General features: G+C 71.9%; 22 protein-coding genes and 1 pseudogene. 13 read left to right on the top strand and 10 right to left on the bottom strand.

All coding sequences use genetic code 11. From position 1 onward, the window contains the following. Window positions 1-683, top strand: a pseudogene (locus tag OM076_RS16415) (hypothetical protein); the annotation flags it as partial. 175 nt (window positions 684-858) lie between these two features. Further along, the gene (locus OM076_RS16410; RefSeq protein WP_270041092.1) at window positions 859-1,995 is read left to right on the top strand and encodes a M24 family metallopeptidase; all 1,137 of its coding nucleotides are present in this window, start codon (window positions 859-861) and stop codon (window positions 1,993-1,995) included. Here the strand turns inward: OM076_RS16410 and OM076_RS16405 are convergent. Then, window positions 1,988-3,292: a hypothetical protein gene (locus tag OM076_RS16405; RefSeq protein ID WP_270041091.1), complete on the bottom strand. Its 1,305-nt coding sequence runs from the start codon at window positions 3,290-3,292 to the stop codon at window positions 1,988-1,990. The genes OM076_RS16410 and OM076_RS16405 overlap by 8 nt on opposite strands. Window positions 3,293-3,320: 28 nt before the next feature. On the opposite strand from OM076_RS16405, the gene OM076_RS16400 reads away from it, so the two are divergent. Next, window positions 3,321-3,725: a hypothetical protein gene (locus tag OM076_RS16400; RefSeq protein WP_270041090.1), complete on the top strand. Its 405-nt coding sequence runs from the start codon at window positions 3,321-3,323 to the stop codon at window positions 3,723-3,725. Window positions 3,726-3,884: 159 nt separating this feature from the next. Here OM076_RS16400 and OM076_RS16395 read toward each other — a convergent pair whose 3' ends face one another. Next, entirely contained in the window at window positions 3,885-5,123 is a 1,239-nt protein-coding gene (locus tag OM076_RS16395; RefSeq protein WP_270041088.1) for a hydroxyacid-oxoacid transhydrogenase, read from the bottom strand. A 19-nt stretch (window positions 5,124-5,142) separates the two neighbouring features. After that, entirely contained in the window at window positions 5,143-5,898 is a 756-nt protein-coding gene (locus OM076_RS16390) for a hypothetical protein (protein ID WP_270041087.1), read from the bottom strand. Between the two features lie 126 nt (window positions 5,899-6,024). Here OM076_RS16390 and OM076_RS16385 point away from each other — a divergent pair, with 126 nt between their 5' ends. Beyond that, on the top strand, window positions 6,025-6,543 hold the full coding sequence (locus tag OM076_RS16385; protein WP_270041086.1) for a DUF1697 domain-containing protein: 519 nt from the start codon (window positions 6,025-6,027) through the stop codon (window positions 6,541-6,543). On the opposite strand, the gene OM076_RS16380 is transcribed toward OM076_RS16385, so the two are convergent. After that, window positions 6,524-7,108, bottom strand: coding sequence for a Clp protease N-terminal domain-containing protein (locus OM076_RS16380; protein ID WP_270041085.1), 585 nt, complete (start codon window positions 7,106-7,108; stop codon window positions 6,524-6,526). The two genes, OM076_RS16385 and OM076_RS16380, sit on opposite strands and share 20 nt — an antisense overlap. A 49-nt stretch (window positions 7,109-7,157) precedes the next feature. Here OM076_RS16380 and OM076_RS16375 point away from each other — a divergent pair, with 49 nt between their 5' ends. The 4 genes from OM076_RS16375 to OM076_RS16360 all read left to right on the top strand — a co-directional run bounded on the left by OM076_RS16375 (window position 7,158) and on the right by OM076_RS16360 (window position 11,700). Next, on the top strand, window positions 7,158-8,795 hold the full coding sequence (locus OM076_RS16375) for an RNA polymerase sigma factor (protein WP_270041083.1): 1,638 nt from the start codon (window positions 7,158-7,160) through the stop codon (window positions 8,793-8,795). A 357-nt stretch (window positions 8,796-9,152) separates the two neighbouring features. Next, window positions 9,153-10,541 (top strand): alkaline phosphatase D family protein, encoded by a 1,389-nt coding sequence (locus OM076_RS16370; protein ID WP_270041082.1) that lies wholly within the window; start codon window positions 9,153-9,155, stop codon window positions 10,539-10,541. A 10-nt stretch (window positions 10,542-10,551) separates the two neighbouring features. After that, window positions 10,552-11,307 (top strand): hypothetical protein, encoded by a 756-nt coding sequence (locus OM076_RS16365; RefSeq protein WP_270041080.1) that lies wholly within the window; start codon window positions 10,552-10,554, stop codon window positions 11,305-11,307. Window positions 11,308-11,310: 3 nt separating this feature from the next. Next, complete coding sequence (locus OM076_RS16360; protein ID WP_270041079.1) at window positions 11,311-11,700, top strand: (R)-mandelonitrile lyase; 390 nt, start codon at window positions 11,311-11,313, stop codon at window positions 11,698-11,700. On the opposite strand, the gene OM076_RS16355 is transcribed toward OM076_RS16360, so the two are convergent. Next, a complete protein-coding gene (locus OM076_RS16355) occupies window positions 11,688-13,130 on the bottom strand; it encodes an MFS transporter (protein ID WP_270041077.1) in 1,443 nt (480 codons plus the stop codon). The genes OM076_RS16360 and OM076_RS16355 overlap by 13 nt on opposite strands. An 83-nt stretch (window positions 13,131-13,213) precedes the next feature. Between OM076_RS16355 and OM076_RS16350 the strand changes: the two genes are divergently transcribed. From OM076_RS16350 to OM076_RS16340, 3 genes are read left to right on the top strand one after another with little or no spacing between them, the layout of a single operon-like run. Then, window positions 13,214-13,495 (top strand): helix-hairpin-helix domain-containing protein, encoded by a 282-nt coding sequence (locus OM076_RS16350; protein WP_270041076.1) that lies wholly within the window; start codon window positions 13,214-13,216, stop codon window positions 13,493-13,495. Then, window positions 13,470-13,919 carry a GNAT family N-acetyltransferase gene (locus OM076_RS16345; protein ID WP_270041075.1) on the top strand — a complete coding sequence of 150 codons (450 nt, stop codon included), beginning with the start codon at window positions 13,470-13,472 and terminating at the stop codon, window positions 13,917-13,919. The genes OM076_RS16350 and OM076_RS16345 overlap by 26 nt, the downstream gene beginning before the upstream one ends. Before the next feature lie 12 nt (window positions 13,920-13,931). Then, window positions 13,932-14,531, top strand: coding sequence for an alpha/beta hydrolase family protein (locus OM076_RS16340; protein ID WP_270041074.1), 600 nt, complete (start codon window positions 13,932-13,934; stop codon window positions 14,529-14,531). On the opposite strand, the gene OM076_RS16335 is transcribed toward OM076_RS16340, so the two are convergent. From OM076_RS16335 to OM076_RS16325, 3 genes are read right to left on the bottom strand one after another with little or no spacing between them, the layout of a single operon-like run. After that, window positions 14,499-14,906 carry a hypothetical protein gene (locus OM076_RS16335; protein ID WP_270041073.1) on the bottom strand — a complete coding sequence of 136 codons (408 nt, stop codon included), beginning with the start codon at window positions 14,904-14,906 and terminating at the stop codon, window positions 14,499-14,501. The genes OM076_RS16340 and OM076_RS16335 overlap by 33 nt on opposite strands. Window positions 14,907-14,959: 53 nt before the next feature. Continuing rightward, the gene (locus tag OM076_RS16330; protein WP_270041072.1) at window positions 14,960-15,475 is read right to left on the bottom strand and encodes a GNAT family N-acetyltransferase; all 516 of its coding nucleotides are present in this window, start codon (window positions 15,473-15,475) and stop codon (window positions 14,960-14,962) included. A 10-nt stretch (window positions 15,476-15,485) separates the two neighbouring features. Continuing rightward, window positions 15,486-16,052, bottom strand: coding sequence for a hypothetical protein (locus OM076_RS16325; RefSeq protein ID WP_270041071.1), 567 nt, complete (start codon window positions 16,050-16,052; stop codon window positions 15,486-15,488). A 123-nt stretch (window positions 16,053-16,175) separates the two neighbouring features. Here OM076_RS16325 and OM076_RS16320 point away from each other — a divergent pair, with 123 nt between their 5' ends. Continuing rightward, window positions 16,176-16,784, top strand: coding sequence for an FAD-dependent oxidoreductase (locus OM076_RS16320; protein ID WP_270041070.1), 609 nt, complete (start codon window positions 16,176-16,178; stop codon window positions 16,782-16,784). Here the strand turns inward: OM076_RS16320 and OM076_RS16315 are convergent. Beyond that, window positions 16,690-17,157 carry a hypothetical protein gene (locus OM076_RS16315; protein ID WP_270041069.1) on the bottom strand — a complete coding sequence of 156 codons (468 nt, stop codon included), beginning with the start codon at window positions 17,155-17,157 and terminating at the stop codon, window positions 16,690-16,692. The two genes, OM076_RS16320 and OM076_RS16315, sit on opposite strands and share 95 nt — an antisense overlap. A gap of 32 nt (window positions 17,158-17,189) precedes the next feature. On the opposite strand from OM076_RS16315, the gene OM076_RS16310 reads away from it, so the two are divergent. Further along, entirely contained in the window at window positions 17,190-18,704 is a 1,515-nt protein-coding gene (locus tag OM076_RS16310; protein ID WP_270041068.1) for a hypothetical protein, read from the top strand. Here the strand turns inward: OM076_RS16310 and OM076_RS16305 are convergent. Further along, window positions 18,680-19,483, bottom strand: coding sequence for an alpha/beta fold hydrolase (locus tag OM076_RS16305; protein WP_270041067.1), 804 nt, complete (start codon window positions 19,481-19,483; stop codon window positions 18,680-18,682). The two genes, OM076_RS16310 and OM076_RS16305, sit on opposite strands and share 25 nt — an antisense overlap. Window positions 19,484-19,507 lie beyond the last annotated feature (24 nt).

Genomic DNA, 19,507 nt, shown 5'->3' with positions numbered 1-19,507 from the left:
GCGACGAGGGGCGGCGCGGTGACGTGGCGCGCGGCGGCGACGAGGGGCGGCGCGGTGACGTGGCGCGCGGCGGTGACGCGGCGCGCGGCGGTGACGTGGGGCGCGGCGGCGGCTCAACGCGCGGCGGGGCCTTGCGGTCGTCCGCGCTGCGGACGCTCGTGCTCGTGATGGGCGCCGTGGGCGCGATCTTCGGCGCGACCGAGATCGGCGTGACGACCGCCGCCGGCGCGCTCGGGAACACCGCGGCCGCCGGTCCGCTGCTCGGCGTCTGGGGGATGGGCTCGCTGCTCGGCGGCGTGTGGCTGGCGCGCCGCGGAGGCGTGGCGCCGCTGCGGCCGCTGCTCGTCGCGCTCGCGCTCGGGCACGCGGCACTCGCCGCCGGGTCGTTCAACGTCTTCGTGCTGGCCGGCGTGCTGCTCCTCGCCGGCGCCGCCATCGCACCGACCTACGCCGTCGTCTCCTCGCTCGTCGAGAACGCCGCCCCGGCGGGCACCGTGACCGAGGCGTTCGCGTGGCTGGCGACGGCCGTCTCGGTCGGCGCCGCGCTCGGCTCGGCGCTCGCGGGCTCGATCGCCGAGGCCGTCGGCCCGACCGCGGTCTTCGCGCTCGCCGGCGCGGCGGGCCTGGCGGCGCTGGCGACGGCGAGCCGCGGGCGCGCTGCCACCGGGGCAGTGGTCGCTTAGCCCCCTCAGGCGGGGTTTTGCGACCTCCCCGGCAGGGGCGCGACGACGCGGCGGGGCCGTGGGCGCATCGCGGGCCGCCGGCCGCGTCGAGCCGAAGTGGTCGCGTAGGCACCTGAGCGGTGCCTTGGCGACCACTCGGCCGATTCGGATCGCCGCGGCGCTACGGTCCCGCCGCATGGACGTCCTGATCGACGCGGACACCATCCGCTCTCCCGAACTGCGCCACGAGGTTCCCACCGCGATCGTCGACCCGTTCCTCTACGGCGAGCGCGACGGCGCGGCGTTCGCGGCGACCTCCGCCCTCGACGCCGCCTCGATCGCGCAGGCGCGGCCCGACCTCCAGCAACTCGACCTCTTCACCGACCTCGGGCTGAACGATCTGATCCCCAGCGGCCGCGAAGCCGCGCTGCTCGAGATCCGCCTGCGCGCCTGCCGCGCCATGGGCATCACGAAGGCCGCCGTCCCGCCCAGCTTCCCACTCGCGACCGCGGAGCACCTGCGCGCCGGCGGGATCGAGCTCCACGTCGATCGCGAGCTCTTCAGCACCCGCCGCCGCAGCAAGACGCCCGCCGAGCTGCGCGGCATCTGGCGCGCCACGAAAGCCGCCGAGGCGGGCCTGAAGGCAGCGGCTCAAGCTCTGGATGAGGCTGAGGCTCGCGACGGCATCCTCCACAGAGACGGCGAGCCGCTGACCTGTGAGCGGGTGAGCGACCTGGTGCGACAAGCGGCAGAGAGCCACGGCGCCGCGCTGGCGACGTTCCACGTCGCCCGCGGCCCGCAGACCGCGACCGGCCACGGGCCCGGAACGGGTCCGATCGCGCAGGGCGAGCCCGTGATCGTCGACCTCGCCCCGCAGGACCGCGAGTCGGCGTGCTTCTCGGACATCGCGCGGACGTTCGTCGCCGGCGAGCCCGATCCCGAGATCGCCCACTGGCACGCGCTCGTTCTCGAGGCGCACGCGCAGGCGATCGCCAACGTCCGCCCCGGGGTCCGCGGCAGCGACCTGTGGAACGCGGCCGCCGACTTCTTCGAACAGCACGGCTTCCACACCCAGCGCAAACCGGGCGAGACCGTGATGGAGGGGTTCCCGACCGCGCTCGGCCACGGCGTCGGGCTCGAGATCCACGAGGATCCCGGCGTCGGTCGCACCGGAACCGAGTTCGCTCCCGGCGACGTGATCACGATCGAGCCCTTCCTGTGCCGGCCCGGCTTCGGCGCCGTTCAGGTCGAGGATCTGCTGCTCGTGACCGCCGACGGCGCCGAGCGGATCAGCTCCCTGACGACGGGGCTCGCGCCCGGCGACCTCAGCTGAGCATCGCCTCGCACAACTCGATGTTCTTCTCCGTGGCCGGGTCGTGGCCGTGCTGCTCGAGCGACGCCTCGAAGTACTCGATCGCGTCCTCGTAGTCCTGCAACTCGAACAACAGCAGGCCGATCGCGAACGGCAGGTCGTGGTCGCCGGGGACGGCGAAGTGGCGTTCCTCGATCTCGAACAATGCGGTCCGGAGGTCCTCCTGCGTAGCCGGGTCGGCTTCCGCGGCCTGGTCGCGGAGCGGCCCGAGCACCGCGTGCAGCGTCGACGCGTCCCACCCGCTGAGCCGCAGCAGGGCGACGAGCTCCGCCACCGACAACTCCCCCGCCGCCCGCTCGACCCCCTCGAGGAGCGTCGCGAGATCGCCAGGGCCGAAGCGCTCGATCGCGTCGCGGTAGGCCTCGCGCGTCTGTGCACCACCGCCGAACACGAGCGCGCCGACGTCGATCGCCGCATGCCGGTCACCGCCGTGCAGCAGCTCCCCGCCGTGGCGCGCGGCGACGAATCCCAGCGCGTGGAAGTTGACCATCAGGCTGAACGCGCCGCCGTGGCGGGCGGGCTCGGGCGCCTCCCGGTAGGCGAGCGCCTCCTCGGTACTCAGCGCCTTGTCGGCGGCGAGCACCAGCAGCCGATCGCCCGCCAAGGCACGGAGGCCCCGGATCGCCCGCAACGCGACCGTCGGCACGGTAAACACGGTGTCGTCGAGCGTCACCCGGTAGTGCTCCAGCAGCGCGTCGAGGTCCTCGTCGCCATACGGCGTCACCGGCGCATGGGTGAACGTGAAGTCGGAATCGACCAGGCAGGCGTGCAGCGCGCCGTCACCCACCGCGAACGCGTCGGCCGGGATGCTGTCGAAGACGTAGTTGGCGACCACGACCAGCGGGTTCTTCAGCGCGCCCAGCGTCACCCCGCGCCGCCGCAGCACCGGCGCGATCGGCTGCGTCAGATCCACCCGCGCGAAGTCGAAGCGGTCGTCCTCGAGCCCGGGATGCGCGGCCCAGTCGTCGAGCTGGCTCTCGGCGAAGTCCGTCAGCACGTACACGAAGCCCTCGCCCAGCTCGCGGGCGAGCCCGTGCCCGAAGCGCCCCGCGCCCGCCCCGAGCTCGAGGACGTAGACCGGCTCGGACGGATCGAGCACCGCGTCGCGCAGGAACCCCGCGATCACGCGCGCGTACGCGGCCGCCACCCACGGGTTGTCCACCGCCTGGTGCGGGATCTCGGCGAACGCCTCGCTCGCGCGGTCCTCGTAGAACGCGCGCTGCTGCTGCCAGACGGGGGACTGCGAAAGGGGGAGCACGGAGGCCGAGATTAGACTCCCGCGCACCATGGATACCGAAGCCGAGCTGGCCCGCCTGAGCCGGGCATTCTTCGCCGCCGTTTCGTTCGAAGCGGGCGGCAAGCCCGGCTACGACGCGATCCGCGACCTCTTCATCTCCGGCGGCCTGCTGATCCGCAACACCGGCGACGCACCGGAGGTCACCACCGTCGACGAGTTCATCGCGCCGCGCGCGGAGCTCGTCGCCTCCGGCGCGCTGACCGAGTTCTATGAGGGCGAGCTGGAAGCGGTCAACCAGACGTTCGGGACCGTCGCCCACCGCTGGTGCTCCTACGAGAAGCGCGGCGTGCAGAACGGCACGGCGTTCGCGGCCACGGGCGCGATCTCGACCCAGTTCGTGCTCACGCCCGGCGGCTGGCGGATGAGCTCGATGGCCTGGGACGACGCGCGCTAAGACGCCCTCCCGGAGCTACGGCGGATTCTGGCGGGCCCCGCCCGCCTCTGCCGGGCCCCGGCAGGCGCACACGTACCACCAGTATGCGAGCGCCTGCCGGTGCACGGCAGAGACGACCGTGGATCTGGCCAGCGATCCACCGTAGTTCCGTCCGGGCGTCTAGAGACTCGCGCGCAGGATCGAAGCGAGGTCCTCGTCGGAGACCTCGCGCGGTGAGCCGACGAGCAGCCGCGCCTGAGCGCGGGCACCTTCGACCAGGGCCGGGATGTCGCCCTGGTCGTACCCGAGCTGAGAAAGCGTCGGGACGTCCAGGTCGGCCATCAGCGCCGACAACACGTCGGGCAGCGCGTCGCGCCCGCTCGCGTGCGAACCGAGCAGGGCCGCCGCCGCCTCATGGCGCTCCGGGTCGGCCTCGTAGGTGAACCGGAACGCGGCCGGGGCGGTGACGATGACCGAGATCCCGTGCGGGACGAACGGGTGATCGTCGGGGTAGCCGGGCGGCGTGTAGGCGTGCTTGAGGCCGGCGATCGGATAGGCGCAGGCGTGCGGGATGTGCACGCCGGCCGAGCCGAAGCCCACGCCCGCCATCGACGCGGCCAGCATCATCGCGCCGCGCGCCTCGACGTCCTCGCCGGACGCCACCGCCCGGCGCAGGAAGCGCCCGCCGTACTCCAGCGCCTTCGACGACCAGACGTCCGCGACCGGGTTCGCGCCCTGATAGGGCGGGCGCTTGTCCGGGGAAGGAGGCCGCTCGCGCTCCGTGTAGGGCAGCGAGAGGTAGGACTCGGCCGCGTGGCAGATGACGTCCAGCCCCGCCGAGGCCACGACCTCCGGCGGCAGCGACGTCGCCAGCGACGGATCGACGATCGCCTGCGACGGGCGCAGGTAGCGGTGCGAGATCCCGGTCTTCACCCGCTTCTCGGGGATGTCGAGCACCGCGACGGTCGTCGCCTCGCTGCCGGTGCCGCACGTCGTGGGGATCGCGAGGTGCGGCTTCAGCGGGCCGGGCACCGCGACCCCGCCGCCCACGGGCGCGTTGACGTAGTCCATCACCGGTGCGGGATGGGACACGATCAGGTTCGCGACCTTCGCGGTGTCGATCGAGGAGCCGCCGCCCACCGACACGAAGCCGTCGACGTGCGCCTGAAGCGCGAAGTCGGCCGCGTCCTGGAGCGAGTCGAGCGTCGGCTCGACCCGCGACCGGTCATAGATCACGACCGCGATCCCCGCGCCGCCCAGCGACGCGCAGACGCGGTCGATGTGCGGGATCCGCGGGTCGGTCACCAGCAACGCCCGCGACACGCCGAGCCGCTGCAGCTCCCAGCCCGCGTCCTCGACCGAGCCGGGACCGAACTTGATCGGCGTCGCCTCGAGGGTGAAGATCGACTCCCGCGCCATTGGCGGGAGTCCTACCCGATCAGCGCACCGTGACGCTGGTACGTGCCGTGATGCGCTTGCCCGCCTGGACGAGCGAGGCGGTCACGGTGTAGCGGCCCTTCTTCATGCCCTTCGTGGCGCCGAGGTTGAGCCCGACGAGCTTGCCGGGGATGACCTTCACGGCGGCGATGTTGCCGTTGCGCGAGCCCGCGCCGGACAGCGTGTAGGTGCCGCTGACCGGGTCGATCGTGTTGCCGAGGTTGCGCACCGGCAGCACCAGGGTGCCCGAGCGCACCTGCGCCGCACCGGTCTTGAGCTTGTACGACTTCTTGGACGGGTTCAGCCGCAGCGAGGAGATGATCCGGTACTGCGGGATGATCCCTTTGCGGCCCTTGGTGTTCGTCGGCTTGCCGAACGCCTCGACGCTGCCGTAGAGCGAGCCGGCCGACGTGCGCCGGACCATCCGGAAGGACACCGGGGCCTTCGCGCCCGCGCCGAGCGTGAACGTCTGCTTCGTGGCCCGCACGTAGCGGGTGAGGGTCGCCTTGGGATCGGCGAGCACGTTGCCGTTGAGCTGCTGCATCCACGGGCGGACGGTGACCGTCACCCGCAGGGTCTCGTTGGTCGTGTTGTTGAGCGTGTAGGACCCGACGCTCCCGAGCTGCGCTTTGTGTTCGAGGATCGCCGGCGTGACCGACAGACCACCACCCGCCGCGAACGCGCTTGAAGAACACACCCCGAACGCCCCGAGACACGCGACGACCGGCACGGCGAAACGCCGAGTACGAGAGACCATCAGACAACCCTCCAGCAGTTACAGACCCATGCACGCTTCTTGAGCGCCGGGCGAGTGTCGCCCGGTTGCATAAGCGGGTAATGAAGCGCCGCGTAAGAGTTCCTCAGGTTGTTAGGGTCGCGACCAATGGCCAGGCTGGTCGCGCTGCTGCGGGGGATCAATCTCGGTGCCAAACGGCGGGTGCCGATGGCGGACCTGCGTGCACTGATGGGCGAGCTCGGCTACGAGGACGTGCGGACGGTCCTGCAGTCCGGCAACGTGCTCTTCGTGGGCGCGAAGGGCACGGCGCAAACGAAGCTCGAGGCGGCGATCGCGGATCGGTTCGGCTTCGAGGTCGACGTCGTGCTCCGGACGGTCGAGGAGCTCGAGGCGGTTGTCGCGCACGACCCGTTCGGTGACGTGGCCGACGACCTCAAGCGCTACTTCGTCGTCTTCCTCCCGGGGAAGCCGGACGCGGCGCGGCTGGCCGAGCTCGAGGCCGAGGACTGGAGCCCGGACCGCTTTGGCGCCCACGGCTCCGAGCTCTATGCGTGGTGTCCCGACGGCATGCAGGGCAGCCGGCTGATGAAGGCCCTGGGCAAGCCGGGGATCGCCGCCACCGCGACGTTCCGCAATATGAGTACCGTCAGGAAGCTGCTGGAGTGAGCAGCCACTGCGCCGCCACGCCGAGCCGGTCCAGGAGCCGGCGACCGTCCGGGTCCTCGAGCGCGGCGCGCACGAGGTGGTCGAGCCCGAGCATGCCCGCGCCGCGCGTGAGCCGCGCGTGCAATGCCGGGTGCAGCCCGGACGGGACGGGAGCATTGATCGTCGGCGGGCCGAAGCTGCGGCGCGCCGCGTCGACGTCGACGCCCTTCTGGCCCGCGATGGCCAGAAGCAGGTGGGTGCTGTCGATGCTCACGGAACCGTGGCGCGCGGCCTCTTCGCGTGCCTTGAGGAGGGCGGCGCGCGCCTCGGGCGAGAGCGTCGGCCGGGCCGGTGGCGCCGACGCCAGGTCGCGGTATCGGCGATGCGCCGCCTGGCGTGAGATGCCGAGCGGGCGTGCGATGTCCGCGTACGACTCACCCGCCTGCAGCGCGCGGGCCACGTGGGTGCGCTCGAGCTCGTCCAGCTCGTTGCGCAGCTCGGCCAGCGTGGCCAGAGATTCGATCGGGGCGGGTACCGTGAGGGCACGCTCTAGCAGCGCGACGATGTTTTGCGCGTTGGGGGCCATATGGAGTCAACGCGCACTTCCGCGCAAGGTTGGGTACTAGTTCCGCGAGATGGCGGCGATCGCTGTTCCACTTCGGCTGCATCGCGAGCGCACCCTGCGCTCCCGCGCGACGCGTGGGGACACCGCGGCGTTCACCGCCGTCTACGAGCGCCACCACCAGGCGCTCTACCGCTACTGCCGCTCGATCGTCCGCCACGAGGAGGACGCGCAGGACGCGCTGCAGAGCACCATGGCCCGCGCGTTCGTGGCGCTCCAGGACGAGCAGCGCGACTTCGAGCTGCGCCCCTGGCTGTTCCGGATCGCCCACAACGAGGCGATCACGATCCTGCGCCGGCGGCCGGCGACGGGCGAGCTCGAAGACTCGCCGGCGCCCGGCTCGCTCGAAGACCGCGTCGCCGACCGCGAGGAGCTGCGGCTCCTGCAACTCGACCTCGCCGATCTGCCCGAACGTCAGCGCGCGGCGCTGATCCTGCGCGAGCTCAACGGCCTCAGCCACGCGGAGATCGGCGTCGTCCTGGACATCTCCGCGGGCGCCGTCAAGCAGGCGATCTTCGACGCGCGCAGCACGCTGCTGGGCTTCCGCGAAGGCCGCGCGACCGCCTGCGTGGACATCCGCCGTCTTTTGTCTGACGGCGACGGCCGCGTCCTGCGCGGGCGAGGCGTGCGCGGCCACCTGCGCGGGTGCCCGGACTGCCGGCGCTTCCGCGCGGACCTCGCGGGCCGTCCCGCCGCGCTACGTGCCTTGGCGCCACCGCTGCCGGTGGGTGGGGCGGCGGCGCTGCTCGCCTCGCTGCTCGGCGGCGGAACCGCGGTGAAGCTGCTGGCCTGCGTCGTCGTCGTGGGCGGGGGAGGGGCGACACTCGCCGCCGACCTGCGCCACGCCCGGGAACCCGCACACCTCGCCCCGGTGGTCGCCGAGGTGCGCCAGAAGCGCGCTCCGAAGCCGCCACCGGTCGTGAAGAAGACGCCGGTGCGGACCGCGGTGCTGGTCAGTGAGCCATTGACGGCGACGCCTCGTCCGCAGGTGGGTGGGGCGGGGCCGCAATCCGGGGACGGATCGAAGCCGTCGCGCGCGGGGAGTAAGGCGGCGCGGGCGCGAGCGGCGCGCAAGGCCGCACGCGTGCGAGCGGCGCGCCATGGCCGGCTGGGTCATAAGACGGCGCGGGCACGCGCGGCGCGCAAGGCAGCGCGGGCGCACGCGGCGCGCCATGGCCGGCTGGGTCATAAGACGGCGCGGGCACGCGCGGCTCGCAAGGCAGCACGCGCGGCGCGCCACGGCCGTCTGGGCCATGACGCGGCGCGGGCACGCGCGGCACGCAAGGCGGCACGCGCGGCGCGCCACGGCCGTCTGGGTCATGACGCGGCGCGGGCACGCGCGGCACGCAAGGCAGCACGAGCGCACACGGCGCGCCACGGGCGAGCAGGCCGCAACGCGGCGCGGAGCGTCGTCGCGCGCAACGCCCGATCCGGGCGCAAGGCGGCGCGGGCCAACGCCCACCGCGGCCGGCACGCCGGCTCAGCGCGCAGGGGCAAGTGGGCCCGGTCAGCAACGCGCGCAGCGCGGGGAGCCGTGCCGGTCCGAGCCCGCAGCCGTTTCACCCGCCCGACCGCCCGCCGGTTCGCCGCACAGCCCCACGGCGGTTCCGGCCGTCACCGCGGCGCGGGCTCGCACCGCCGCCACCGCTGACCGCACCCGCGCCGACGCGCCGCCAGTCGACCCGCGGCCACCGTCGCGGCGCGGGCAGCCACCACAGCCCCCGCAACCGGCGTCGCGCTGCCGCCCGCCGCGCTCGTCCACGACCGCGGACCGCCGGTCCCGGCCCCGCCGGCTCGCCCCGCCCACGGCGCCAAGCGGCCCGGTGTACCACATGCATACCACCGATATACCGGGGTCAGACCCCGGTGTACCGCTTGTATACCGGCGGGATACCGGGGTCAGACCCCGGTATACGACTTGGATGCATGGGTGTGGGTGGCGCTGGTGCCGGGTGCTCGCGGACCCGGTTCGCATCGGGGGCGCCGGTGACCATACGATTGGCCGACGATGGCGAGCGGAGTGTGGGTGACCTGCGGTGCGCCGCTCCCGGCCGGGGACGGGTGGCGGGTGTGGTACTCGTGGCCCGGCGGGGCGTTCACACCCGCCACGCCGCGCGTCCGGACCACGAACGGGACGCCGATGGCGGTCACGCTCGGGCCGTGGGCGCCCGGCAAGCCTCCGCCTGGCTCCAAGCGGCCGATGGCGATCCGCGAGCTCAAGGTGGAGAACGCCACGCCCGGTGCGCTGTATGAGGTGACGATCCCGGAGGCGCCGAAGCCGTTCCTGTGGCGCACGCTGCCCACGCGGCTGCCGAGCGAGGGCGTGAGCCTGCTGATCGGCTCGTGCTTCTGGCTCAACGACGACCGCGACGGGTACTACTCGGCCGCGGTCAAGGAGCTCGTGCAGCGCGAGCGGCCGGTGTTCAAGATCCTGATGGGCGACCAGCTCTATGCCGATGTGTGGGCGCCGCTGCCGAACACGATCCCTGAGGGGATGGCGCAGAAGTACGAGCGCTACTGGGGCGACGACGCCTACCGCGACCTGCTCGCCGCCTGTCCGACGCTGGTCAGCTGCGACGACCACGAGTTCTGGAACGACTTCCCGCAGAAGCAGATCCAGGTCCCGCTCTCCTGGGATCGCTACCAGCCGCACGCGGGCGACACGGCGGCCGCGCTCTACGACAGCTACCAGGCGCTGCTCAACCCCGGCGGCAAGCGCTGGATGAGCCTGGACCTCCCGCCGGTGTCGTTCTTCATCGCCGACACCCGCTCCTACCGGACCAGCGACGACGACCCCCACGCCCGCCTGATGCTCGAGGCCCAGTGGGAGGACCTGGAAACGTGGGCCAGGCAGCTCCAAGGCCCCGGCGTCCTCGTCCTCCCGCAGCCGCTGCTCAAAGCAGGCGGCAGCAAGACCGACCGCACGCTGCTCGACTTCAAGGAGTCCGACCGACTCGGCGCGATCTTCGAGCGCGCCCTCGGCGGTCCCAACCCGCACGACATCCTGATCCTGACCGGCGACATCCACACCGGCCGCCTCAGCAGCGCCGAGATCGTGGGCCTGCACGGGCAGATCTACGAGCTCGTCGCGTCCCCGGCGAGCCTCGTCACGCCCTTCCTGCCGCCCTGGGGCCACAAGCCGAACCCCCTGCCCGACAGGCTGACGATCAACCGCCGCACGTGGCATGTGACCGGCAACCAGAGGCTCACGGCCACCGTGGACAACAACGTCGGGCTGATCCGGATCGCCCCCGGGCGCAACGGCAGGTACCGCTTCACGCTGCAGCTGTGGCGGGTCCGGCCGCTGATCGGCATCGCCGGCCGGATCTTCGGCAAGAAGCCGAAGGCCAAGGGCGCGCAACCGATTCACGACCCGATCGAAATCGAGCTCCGCTGAGGAGGAAATGGTGCTCCGGCACTCCCAGAGCGACACGCAGAACCCGAACGTCACCAACTGGTCCGAGAAGTACGCGTCCACCGACAACTCGGCGTTCTTCACCGACGCCATCGCGGATCTGAGCGGCGACCAGGACGGCCTCGGCCTGATCGGCCTGGTGGGAAGCTCGGACCTGCCGGGCGTGGCCTTGCGCCGCGCGCAGAGCATCCTGCGCTGGGACCGGCGCCCGAGCCTGTGGTCGCACGCCTTCCTGCTCGTCGGCGGGGGAGAGATCCGCGAGGTCGCGCTGCACTCGCGCGCCGGACACTTCCCCGAGCCCGCCGACAACGCGATCACCGAGGCCACGCTCGCCCACTACGGCGACCCCAAGCGCGACCCGAACGTCGCCCTGCTCGCCGTCAAGATGGACGCCGAAGAGGCTGCCCGCGTCACCTCTCGCGCGACCGAGGACCCCAACCTCGAGCGCCTGCGCTACGACCTGTTCGAGACGCTCGGCTTCTGGCAGGCCTACCTCTGGACCCGCGGCACCGCCAACCCGCTCGAGGCCGGCGTCCCGAACCACTCGTCCGCGATGGTCGAGTACTGCTTCGAGGAGATCCAGCTGGACCTGACCCCCGGGGCCAACGATCGCAACAGCGCCCCCGAGCACCTCTGGAACGGCGCGCGCTGGTGGAACGACGCGTTCGGCGAGTTCGACCGCCCGATCTCCGGCCGCTTCGTGATCCGCGACCCGCACTGCGCGGTCCTGGGCCCGGGGGAGCTCTAGCCCGTGGAAGTCATCCGCCGCCAGCCCGACACCAAGCGCGGGCGCGCCGAGTGGTTCACCGGCGACGTCTACCTCGACGAGATCTCACCCGGCCCGCACGTGAAGCTGCTCAGCGTGCACTTCACGCCGGGGGCGCGCACGGCCTGGCACGCGCACCCGTTCGGCCAGACGATCCACTGCACGGAAGGGCTCGGGCTCTTCCAGGTCGCCGGCGACACGGTGCAGCCGCTGCGCCCCGGTGACACCGTGCGCTTCGACTCGGGCGAGGTCCACTGGCACGGCGCCGGCCCGTCGACCTTCATGACCCACCTGGCGATGCAGGAGGTCGCGGACGACGGGTCCGACGCTTCGTGGGGACCGCACGTGACCGACGAGGAGTACTACCCGGCGTGAGCGGCAAACGCCGCCGCCGGCGCGCTCTCGGAGACGGCGGCGCGCGGCACGCGGAGCACGACCAAAGCGATCACGACCGCGACGGCCAGCGCGCCCGCGCCGATCAGGTACGCGAGGTGGTAGCCGGAGTTCAGCGCCACCGCTGAGGTGGAGTCGCCGGTGCGCTCGCTCGCGAGCGTCGCCAGCACGGCCAGGCCGATCGCCCCGCCGACCTGCACGGTCGTGTTGACGAGCCCCGAAGCCAGCCCCGAGTCCTGCGGCGTCGCGCCGGACATCGCCAGCGCGATCACGGCCGGTGTCGAGAGGCCGGCGCCGAGGCCGATCAGCAGCGTCGCCGGGAGGATGTCGAGGACGTAGTTGCCGTCGACCGGCGTGCGGGCGAACAGCAGCAGGCCCGCGATCGTCACCAGCAGACTCGGCACCAGCACCCGCTGCGGGCCGTGGCGCATGATCAGCGGCTGCGACGCGCGCAGCGACACGATCCCCATCACGACCGTCGACGGCAGGAAGGCCAGACCGACCTCGAGCGGCGCGTAGCCGAGGATGCGCTGGAGATACAACGCTCCAAGGAAGAACAGGCCGAACATCCCGACCACGATCATCGCCATCACGAGGTTCGAGCCGGTGACGTTGCGCGAGCGGAACAGCCGCAGCGGCATCAGCGGGTTCTCGATCCGCGCCTGGCGCACGAGGAACGCGCCCAGCAGCAGCGCGGCGATGGCCGCGAGACCGACGGTGCGGTTGGAGGTCCAGCCGTGCTCGGTGATGCCGAGGATCGTGTACACGCCGAGCATCACGCCCGCGGTCAGCAGCACCGCGCCGGGGATGTCCGCACCGGCGCCGACGCCGATGCCGGGCTTGGGCTCGATCAGCCGCAGCGCCAGCACGCCGGTGATCACGCCGACCGGCAGGTTGATGAGGAAGATCCAGTGCCAGCTGATCAGGTCGGTCAGCACGCCGCCGGAGAGCAGGCCGATCGACCCGCCCGCGGACGCCACGAACCCGTACACGCCGAGCGCCTTGGCCTGCTCGCCCGGTTTCGGGAACATCGTCACGATCATCCCGAGAATCACGGCGGAAGTGAGCGCGCCGCCGACGCCCTGGATGAAGCGCGCGCCGATCAGCATCTCCTGCGTCTGCGCGAGCGCGCACAGCGCCGAGGCGGCGGTGAAGATCGCCAGGCCGATAAGGAAGATCCGTCGCTGCCCGATCAGGTCGCCGACGCGGCCGGCGAGGAGCAGCAGCCCGCCGAACGCGATCAAGTACGCATTGACCACCCAGGCCAGGTTGCTGGCTGAAAAGCCGAGGTCGTCCTGGATGGAGGGGAGCGCGACGTTCACGATCGTCGCGTCGAGCACGATCATCAGGGCGCCGGCGCACAGCACGTACAGCGCCGCCCAGCGATTGCGGTCTGTCTGCGAGGAGGTCATGCACATATGACCAGCCCTCTCACGGAAACTCATCGGTCGGCGCGTGACCGATTCGTTCAAGACCCGCGCGCGACACTGGAACCATGGCCGATCTCACGAGCATGCCCAACGTCGGGCCCAAGATTGCCGCGAAGCTCCGCCGGCTCGACGTCGACACCCCCGAGGACCTGCAGGGTCAGGACGGCGAGGAGCTGTTCGAGCGTCTCTGCGCAATGGACGGCCGGCGCCACGACCCGTGCCTGCTGGACACGTTCGTCGCCGCGGTCGACTACGCCAACGGCGGGCCTCCGCGGCCGTGGTGGGAGTACTCGCGCCAGCGGCTCGCGCGAGAATCCGCGCATGGAGGTGCGGAGCAGCCGGCCTGAGGATGGCGTCGAGGCGTTCCTGCGCGAGCACAACGCCGACAGGGTCGCGCGGCTCGGCGTGCTCGAGGACGCGCTCGCGCACCCGCACCTGGTCGCGCTCGACCCAGGGCTCGCCGGCGTCCTGACCTACGTCCTGCGCGACGACGATTGCGAGGTCCTGACCCTGCACGCCACGCGACGTCGCCACGGCGCGGGGACGGCGCTGCTTGAAGCGGTGCGCGCCATCGCGGGCGATCGCCGCCTGTGGCTGATCACCACCAACGACAACGTCGACGCGCTGCGCTTCTACCAGCGCCGCGGCTTCCGCCTCGCCAAGCTGCACGCGAACGCGGTCGATGACGCCCGCGAGCGCCTCAAGCCCGAGATCCCGCGCATCGGCAACTACGGCATCCCGCTGCGCGACGAGCTCGAGCTGGAGGGCTAAGGTCCAACCACGATGATCGAGCTCGAGACTCCGCACGGGCCCGCCCGCGCCCACGTCAACGAGGCGGCCGAGCCCGTCGCCGTCCTGGTCCTCGGTCACGGTGCCGGCGGCGGAGTCGGCGCGCCCGACCTGAAGGCCGCGACCGAGGCGGCGCTCGCGGTCAACGTGACCACGATCCTCGTCGAGCAGCCCTACCGCGTCGCCGGCCGCAAGTCCGCCGCGCCCGCCGCACAGCTCGACACGGCCTGGACCGCCGTGATCGAGCAGCTGCCGATCAACGGACTCCCGCTCTACGTCGGCGGCCGCTCCTCAGGCGCGCGCGTCGCGTGCCGCACGAGCGCCGCGGTGAACGCGACCGGCGTCCTCTGCCTCGCCTTCCCGCTGCACCCGCCCGGGCGTCCGGAGAAGACACGTCTGCCCGAGCTCGAGCAGGTGACCGTCCCGGTCCTGATCGTGCAGGGCGAGAGCGACCCGTTCGGGATGCCGCCCGAGGCGCCGAACCGCCAGGTCGTCCGGCTCAAGGGCAACCACAGCCTGAAGTCCGACGTCAACGGACTCCGCGACGCGGTCAGGACCTTTCTAGGGCGCGGGAACGACGGCGACGTCGATTAGCCGCGCGCAGGTGGCCCGCGCGCGAGCTCGAGCGAGCATCAGCTCCTCGAGGATCCCGTGCAGCGTGCGGGCCGCGAGCGAGGGATTCAGGCGCGCCGGCCGGATCGAGACGGCGCACACGAGCCGTACGTAGGCCGTCCCGCGCTGGTGCGCGACCCGCTCCACGCCGAAGGAGTCGACGTGGTAGCCCTCGGCCTCGAGCGTGGCGTGCTCGAGCCGGTGGTCGGTGTCGCCGAGCAACTCGGCCGCCCAGTCGGTGTCCGTGCGCTGGGCGCGGATGCAGTCGACCGCCCAGACCCCGACCACCTCCGCGTGCCGTATCACACGGTCACGCAACTCGGTCACGGGACGTACGGGCGCTGCGGTGCCGGCCATGGGTCTCTCCTCGCGGAACTGGTGTCCGCACGGCTGTATGCCCAACTAGCCCATCAGGTATTCATAAGGCGATAGAGCACGTGGTCGCCGTAGACCTTGTACGGCGCCGTCTTCTCGTACACGAACCCGAGCTTCTCCATCACCCGCCGTGAAGCACCGTTATGCGGGAGAGTGAACGCGACCAGATCGGCCGAACCTAACGGTCCGAAGGCAATACTCACGCACGCCTGTCCAAGCTCTGACGCGAAGCCCTCGCCCCAGCGCTCGGGCGTGGTCGTCCAGCCGACCTCGAGCTCGGGCTTTCCGTCGAAGACGGTGCGCGCGAGCCCGCCGCGCGCGACCGGCTCGCCGGTGGAACGCTCGAACCACATCATGTAGCCGAAGCCGTGCTCTTCCCAGTGCGCGTCCATGATCTGCGCGAGCGACTCGACGCTCGCCCGATCGGCCACGCCGCCCATCGTCGCGCCGACCCGCGGGTCGGAGAAGATCGGCAGCAGCACGTCGACGTGGTGCGGCCCGATGCGCTCGCCGCGGAGTCGCTCCGTAACGATCACTTCGGGCCCGCCCATCACGTCGAATTTACAGGAACAGCGACACGTCGAACGTCCAATCGTCGGTCCAGAACGTGGTCGCGCCGTTGCCGACGCGGCGCTCGATCCGGACGATGTGATTGCCGTCGCCGACGCGCTGGACCCACTCGTAGGCGTGCGCGGAGGCCGTTCCGTCCTCGGAGTCCATCGCCTGGAAGTTCGCGCCGTCCGGGTCCATCGGAGCACCGTCGATCAGGGCACGGACGTAGCAGGAGTCCGCCGCCAGCGGGCTCTGGCAGGCGGTCTCGGCGGTCAGGACCACCTTCACGCAGCGCGACTGGCCGCCGGGAACGTTGATCTGCGTCGCCGCCCCGAGGAGCGGGCTGAAGTTGACCGTGTTCGTCGTGGTCGGCGAAGCATCGGTCTTGACGATGCTGGTCTGGTTCGGGCCGCAGTTCGTGGTCATGACGTTCGGGCCTTGAGGAACCGGCGGGCCGCCGTCGGGCGGGTTCGGGATGACCTGGGCAGCGGCGAGCGCGGCGGTGGTGCCGAGCACGGCGGCGGCGCCGCCGAGGCCGGCGAGGAGCTTGGCGCGGGTGGTGCGGGGGCGAGGCATGAGCCTTCCCTTCCTTGGGGGTGGTGGTGGGGTCGAAGAGCAAGACCCCTCCCGCTCCGGAAAGGTTGGACGGTTAGGAAGACGATTCCGCGGGGGTCGCTCGTCGACGCCCTTCACACACGCGTGAAGGAGTTGGGCGTCCAGTGCCACTTCGGCGAGCGGGTCACCGAGCTGCCGGCCGGCGTCGTGATCGTCGCCGTCGAGCCCGAGCAGGCCCGCGCGCTGCTGGGCGACGACTCGCTGCGCGTGCCGAGCGGCCGCACGGTGTGCGCCGATCTCGCGCTCACCCACCGGCGCGGCGACCCCTACACGGTCTCCGACCTCGACGAGGCCGGCTGGGTGCAGCGCTACACCGCGGCCGACCCGACGCTCGCGCCTGACGGCGTGGAGCTCGTGCAGGCGCAGCTGCCGATGCGGCCGGACGAGACCGCCGACGAGGCCGCCGTGCGCCTGGACGCGCTGCTCGACGTCTCACTGCCCGATCGCGCGGCGCGGACGCAGTGGCACCGCCGGCTCGTGATGGAGGGACGCACCGGCGCGCTCGAGGAGCCCGGCAGCACCTGGCGCGACCGGCCCGCGATCGAGCGCGGCGACGGCGTCTTCCTCGCGGGCGACTGGACCGCCGCGCCCGGCCTGCTCAGCGAGGTGGCGTGGGCGAGTGGGGTCGAGGCCGGCGCGGGAGCCGTGCAGGCCGCGCAGCTCGCCCGGCCGTCGCTTCGCCGCGTGGCCTGAGCGCCAGCCACGCGGCGGCGAGTGCCCCGATGGCGGGCGCGACGAACGCCACGTACGCCGGCCATGCGAACGCCGGCGGAGGCGTGAAGTTCGGCGGGTCCAGCACCCACGCGCCGACGAACACGGCGCCGGCCGCCAGCACCACCGCCGCGACTCCCGCGACCGCGCGCCGCGGGAACGCGGCGGCCAGGAGCGCGACGGCGCCGAGGACGGTCGTCACGTCCCCGAGTCGCTCCTCCCACGCGAGGTCGAGCCCGAACGGCGTGCCGGGATCGCCCAGCAATAGTGCGTGCCAGCCATCGGCCTGGTACCACGATATGCGCGACACGACGATCGTCGCGAGCGCGCTCAAGAGCAGCGCGATTCGACCCACTAAGTGGACGCTACATGAGATAGCGTCGCGCGATGATCAACGTCATCCGGCGCCTGATGGGGAAGCCCGTCAAGCTCTCTCCGAAGCAGGAAGCCAAGATGGCCCGGATGTACGCGCGCGCCGACGAACAGGCCGCCAAGCAGCAGGCGGAGATGCGCAAGAACCGGGCGGAGTACGAGGCGTTCATGGCCTCGCAGGGGCTCCCGGTGCCGGACGCGCAGCCGGTCACGGCGCCGGCGAACCTGCGTGAGGCGGCCGGGATGTTCAAGCAGTCCTTCGAGGGCTTCAAGGACGCGATCGGGGAGAGCTTCGACGATCGCCGCGACGTGCTCGACCCCGGCGAGGCGCAGCTCAATAAGCCGATCGCCGAGGTCGAGGACCCGGCGGAACGCGGGCGGATCGCCACGGCCGAGCGCGAGGAACGCGACCGGGCCCGCTCCGTGTACGCGTCCCCGCACCGGCCCGCCGTCGTCTTCACCCGCTTCGCGACCACCGGCCGCGAGCAGTTCACCGACGTCGTCAGCGCGCTGCGCGAGTCGGGTCTCGCCGCCCACCCGGAGCGCGTCTACGGCGTCTACCGCGTGCCGGATCGCTTCGATCACAACCGCAATAACGAGGGCGGGGCGTATCTGGAGTGGGAGATCGCCCACGAGCCCGGCGCGCTCGCCCCAGCCGCGGGCGAGATCCTCACGACCGGCTTCAAGCGCAGCGACCACTGGGCGGCGCGCGAACGCGGCGAGGCGTCGGTGCTCGACGAGGACGTCGTGGGCGCGCTGATCACCCGCGCGCGGGTCCGGCCCGAGGACTGCTACGGCCTGCATCGCCTGCTCACCGCACGGGCGCGCGACGGCGAGGACGGCAAGTCGTGGAGCGCGCAGATCGAGGGCGTGCTGCTCCTCTCGCGCCCGCTGGCGGCGATCGGAACAGCGCAGGCCGAGATGACGGCGCAGGCGCCGCTGCGGCTGGACGAACCGCTGCCGTACCACGTCGAGATCCTCGACTGGGAGGCCGTCGCGGCCTGGGTCTCACCCCATCGCTACGGCCCGCAGCGCGTCCCGTCCCCGCTCCCGCATCTGCCGAGCACGTGGCAGGAGTTGCTCTTCGCCTACATCGACGTGGTCGGTGTCCACAGCGCGGACTGCTACGGCGTCCAGGTCACGCGCACCGCCGACCGGAGCATCGCGGACCTCTCGCTGGCGAGCTTCAACAAGAACCTGCGCGGGAAGGGGAAGTTCCCCTGTTCGGACGGCGAGGAGCGGGCGGTGATGCACCTCGCCGAGCACGTCGTGCTCGCCTATCGCGACAGCGCGGACTACGAGGCCGGACGGGCGCGATGGCGCGCCTACCAGCTCGAGGTGCTGCACGCGCGCCTTGACCATCTGACCGGCGTGCGCCCGCCGATCGAGGTCAGCGACCATCGCCCGCCGTCGTTTCTGGGCGAGGTCTTCGAGATGTTCGACCCGTTCGGGCAGCCGTCGTTTCCGCAGATCTTCAACCGCAACGCGCGGCCGAGCCTCGGCCCCTACTGCGGCGAGCTCGAGGACTGAAGAAATCCGCTGACGACCGGCGCCAGCAGGGGCGAGGTGAGGATGTCGTAGTGGCTCTGACCGGGGAGGATCGCGAGCTGGTTCTTCGGCTGCGCCGACCCGTCCCAGCCCGCGTCGCGCAGCCCGCCGCCGAGCAGCCCGTAGAACTCGACGATGTGGTCGGGGCGGATCGAGTCGGCGTCGGCGAACACCAGCAGCGTCCGCGCCTGCAGCCCGGCCACCTCGGCGGTCCAGTCGTAGTCGTGATGGATCGCGTCGCTCGTCTTGGCGATCAGCGTGCCCCAGTTGTCGGGGTTCGGGGCGTGCTGCGCGTAGAACTGGCCCGCGGGCGACGGCTTGATCATCTCCGCCATCTCGGCCGACATGCCGTCCATCGCGACGATCGCGTCGGCGTGGTTGCCCGAGCGCTTGATCGCGATCGAGACGAGGATCAGGTCGTTCACCCGCTCGGGATGCTGGAGCGCGAGCCGCAGGGCGACGTCCCCGCCCAGCGAGTAGCCGAGCACGTCGGCCTTGCCGTCGACGCCGAGCTGCTCGATCACGCCGGCGACGTCGTCGGCCATCGCGCCGACGTCGAAGGGACGGTCGACGTCACCCGTGCGGCCATGACCCTGCAGGTCGACGGTGATCACCCGCCGCGAGGCGGCGAGCGCCGGCAGCACCGGCTCGAACATCTCGCCCGATCCGATCCCGCCGTGCAGGAGCACGAGCGGCATCCCCGTCGCGTCGCCGTGCTGCTCGTAGTAGAAGTCGATCCCGTTGCTGCGTGCGTAGCTCATGTGGCGTCTAACGATGACGGCGCA

The sequence above is a fragment of the Solirubrobacter ginsenosidimutans genome (genome assembly GCF_027587205.1).
The sequence above is the reverse complement of the archived record's forward strand: the minus strand, read 5'-3'. Positions and strand labels throughout refer to the sequence as shown.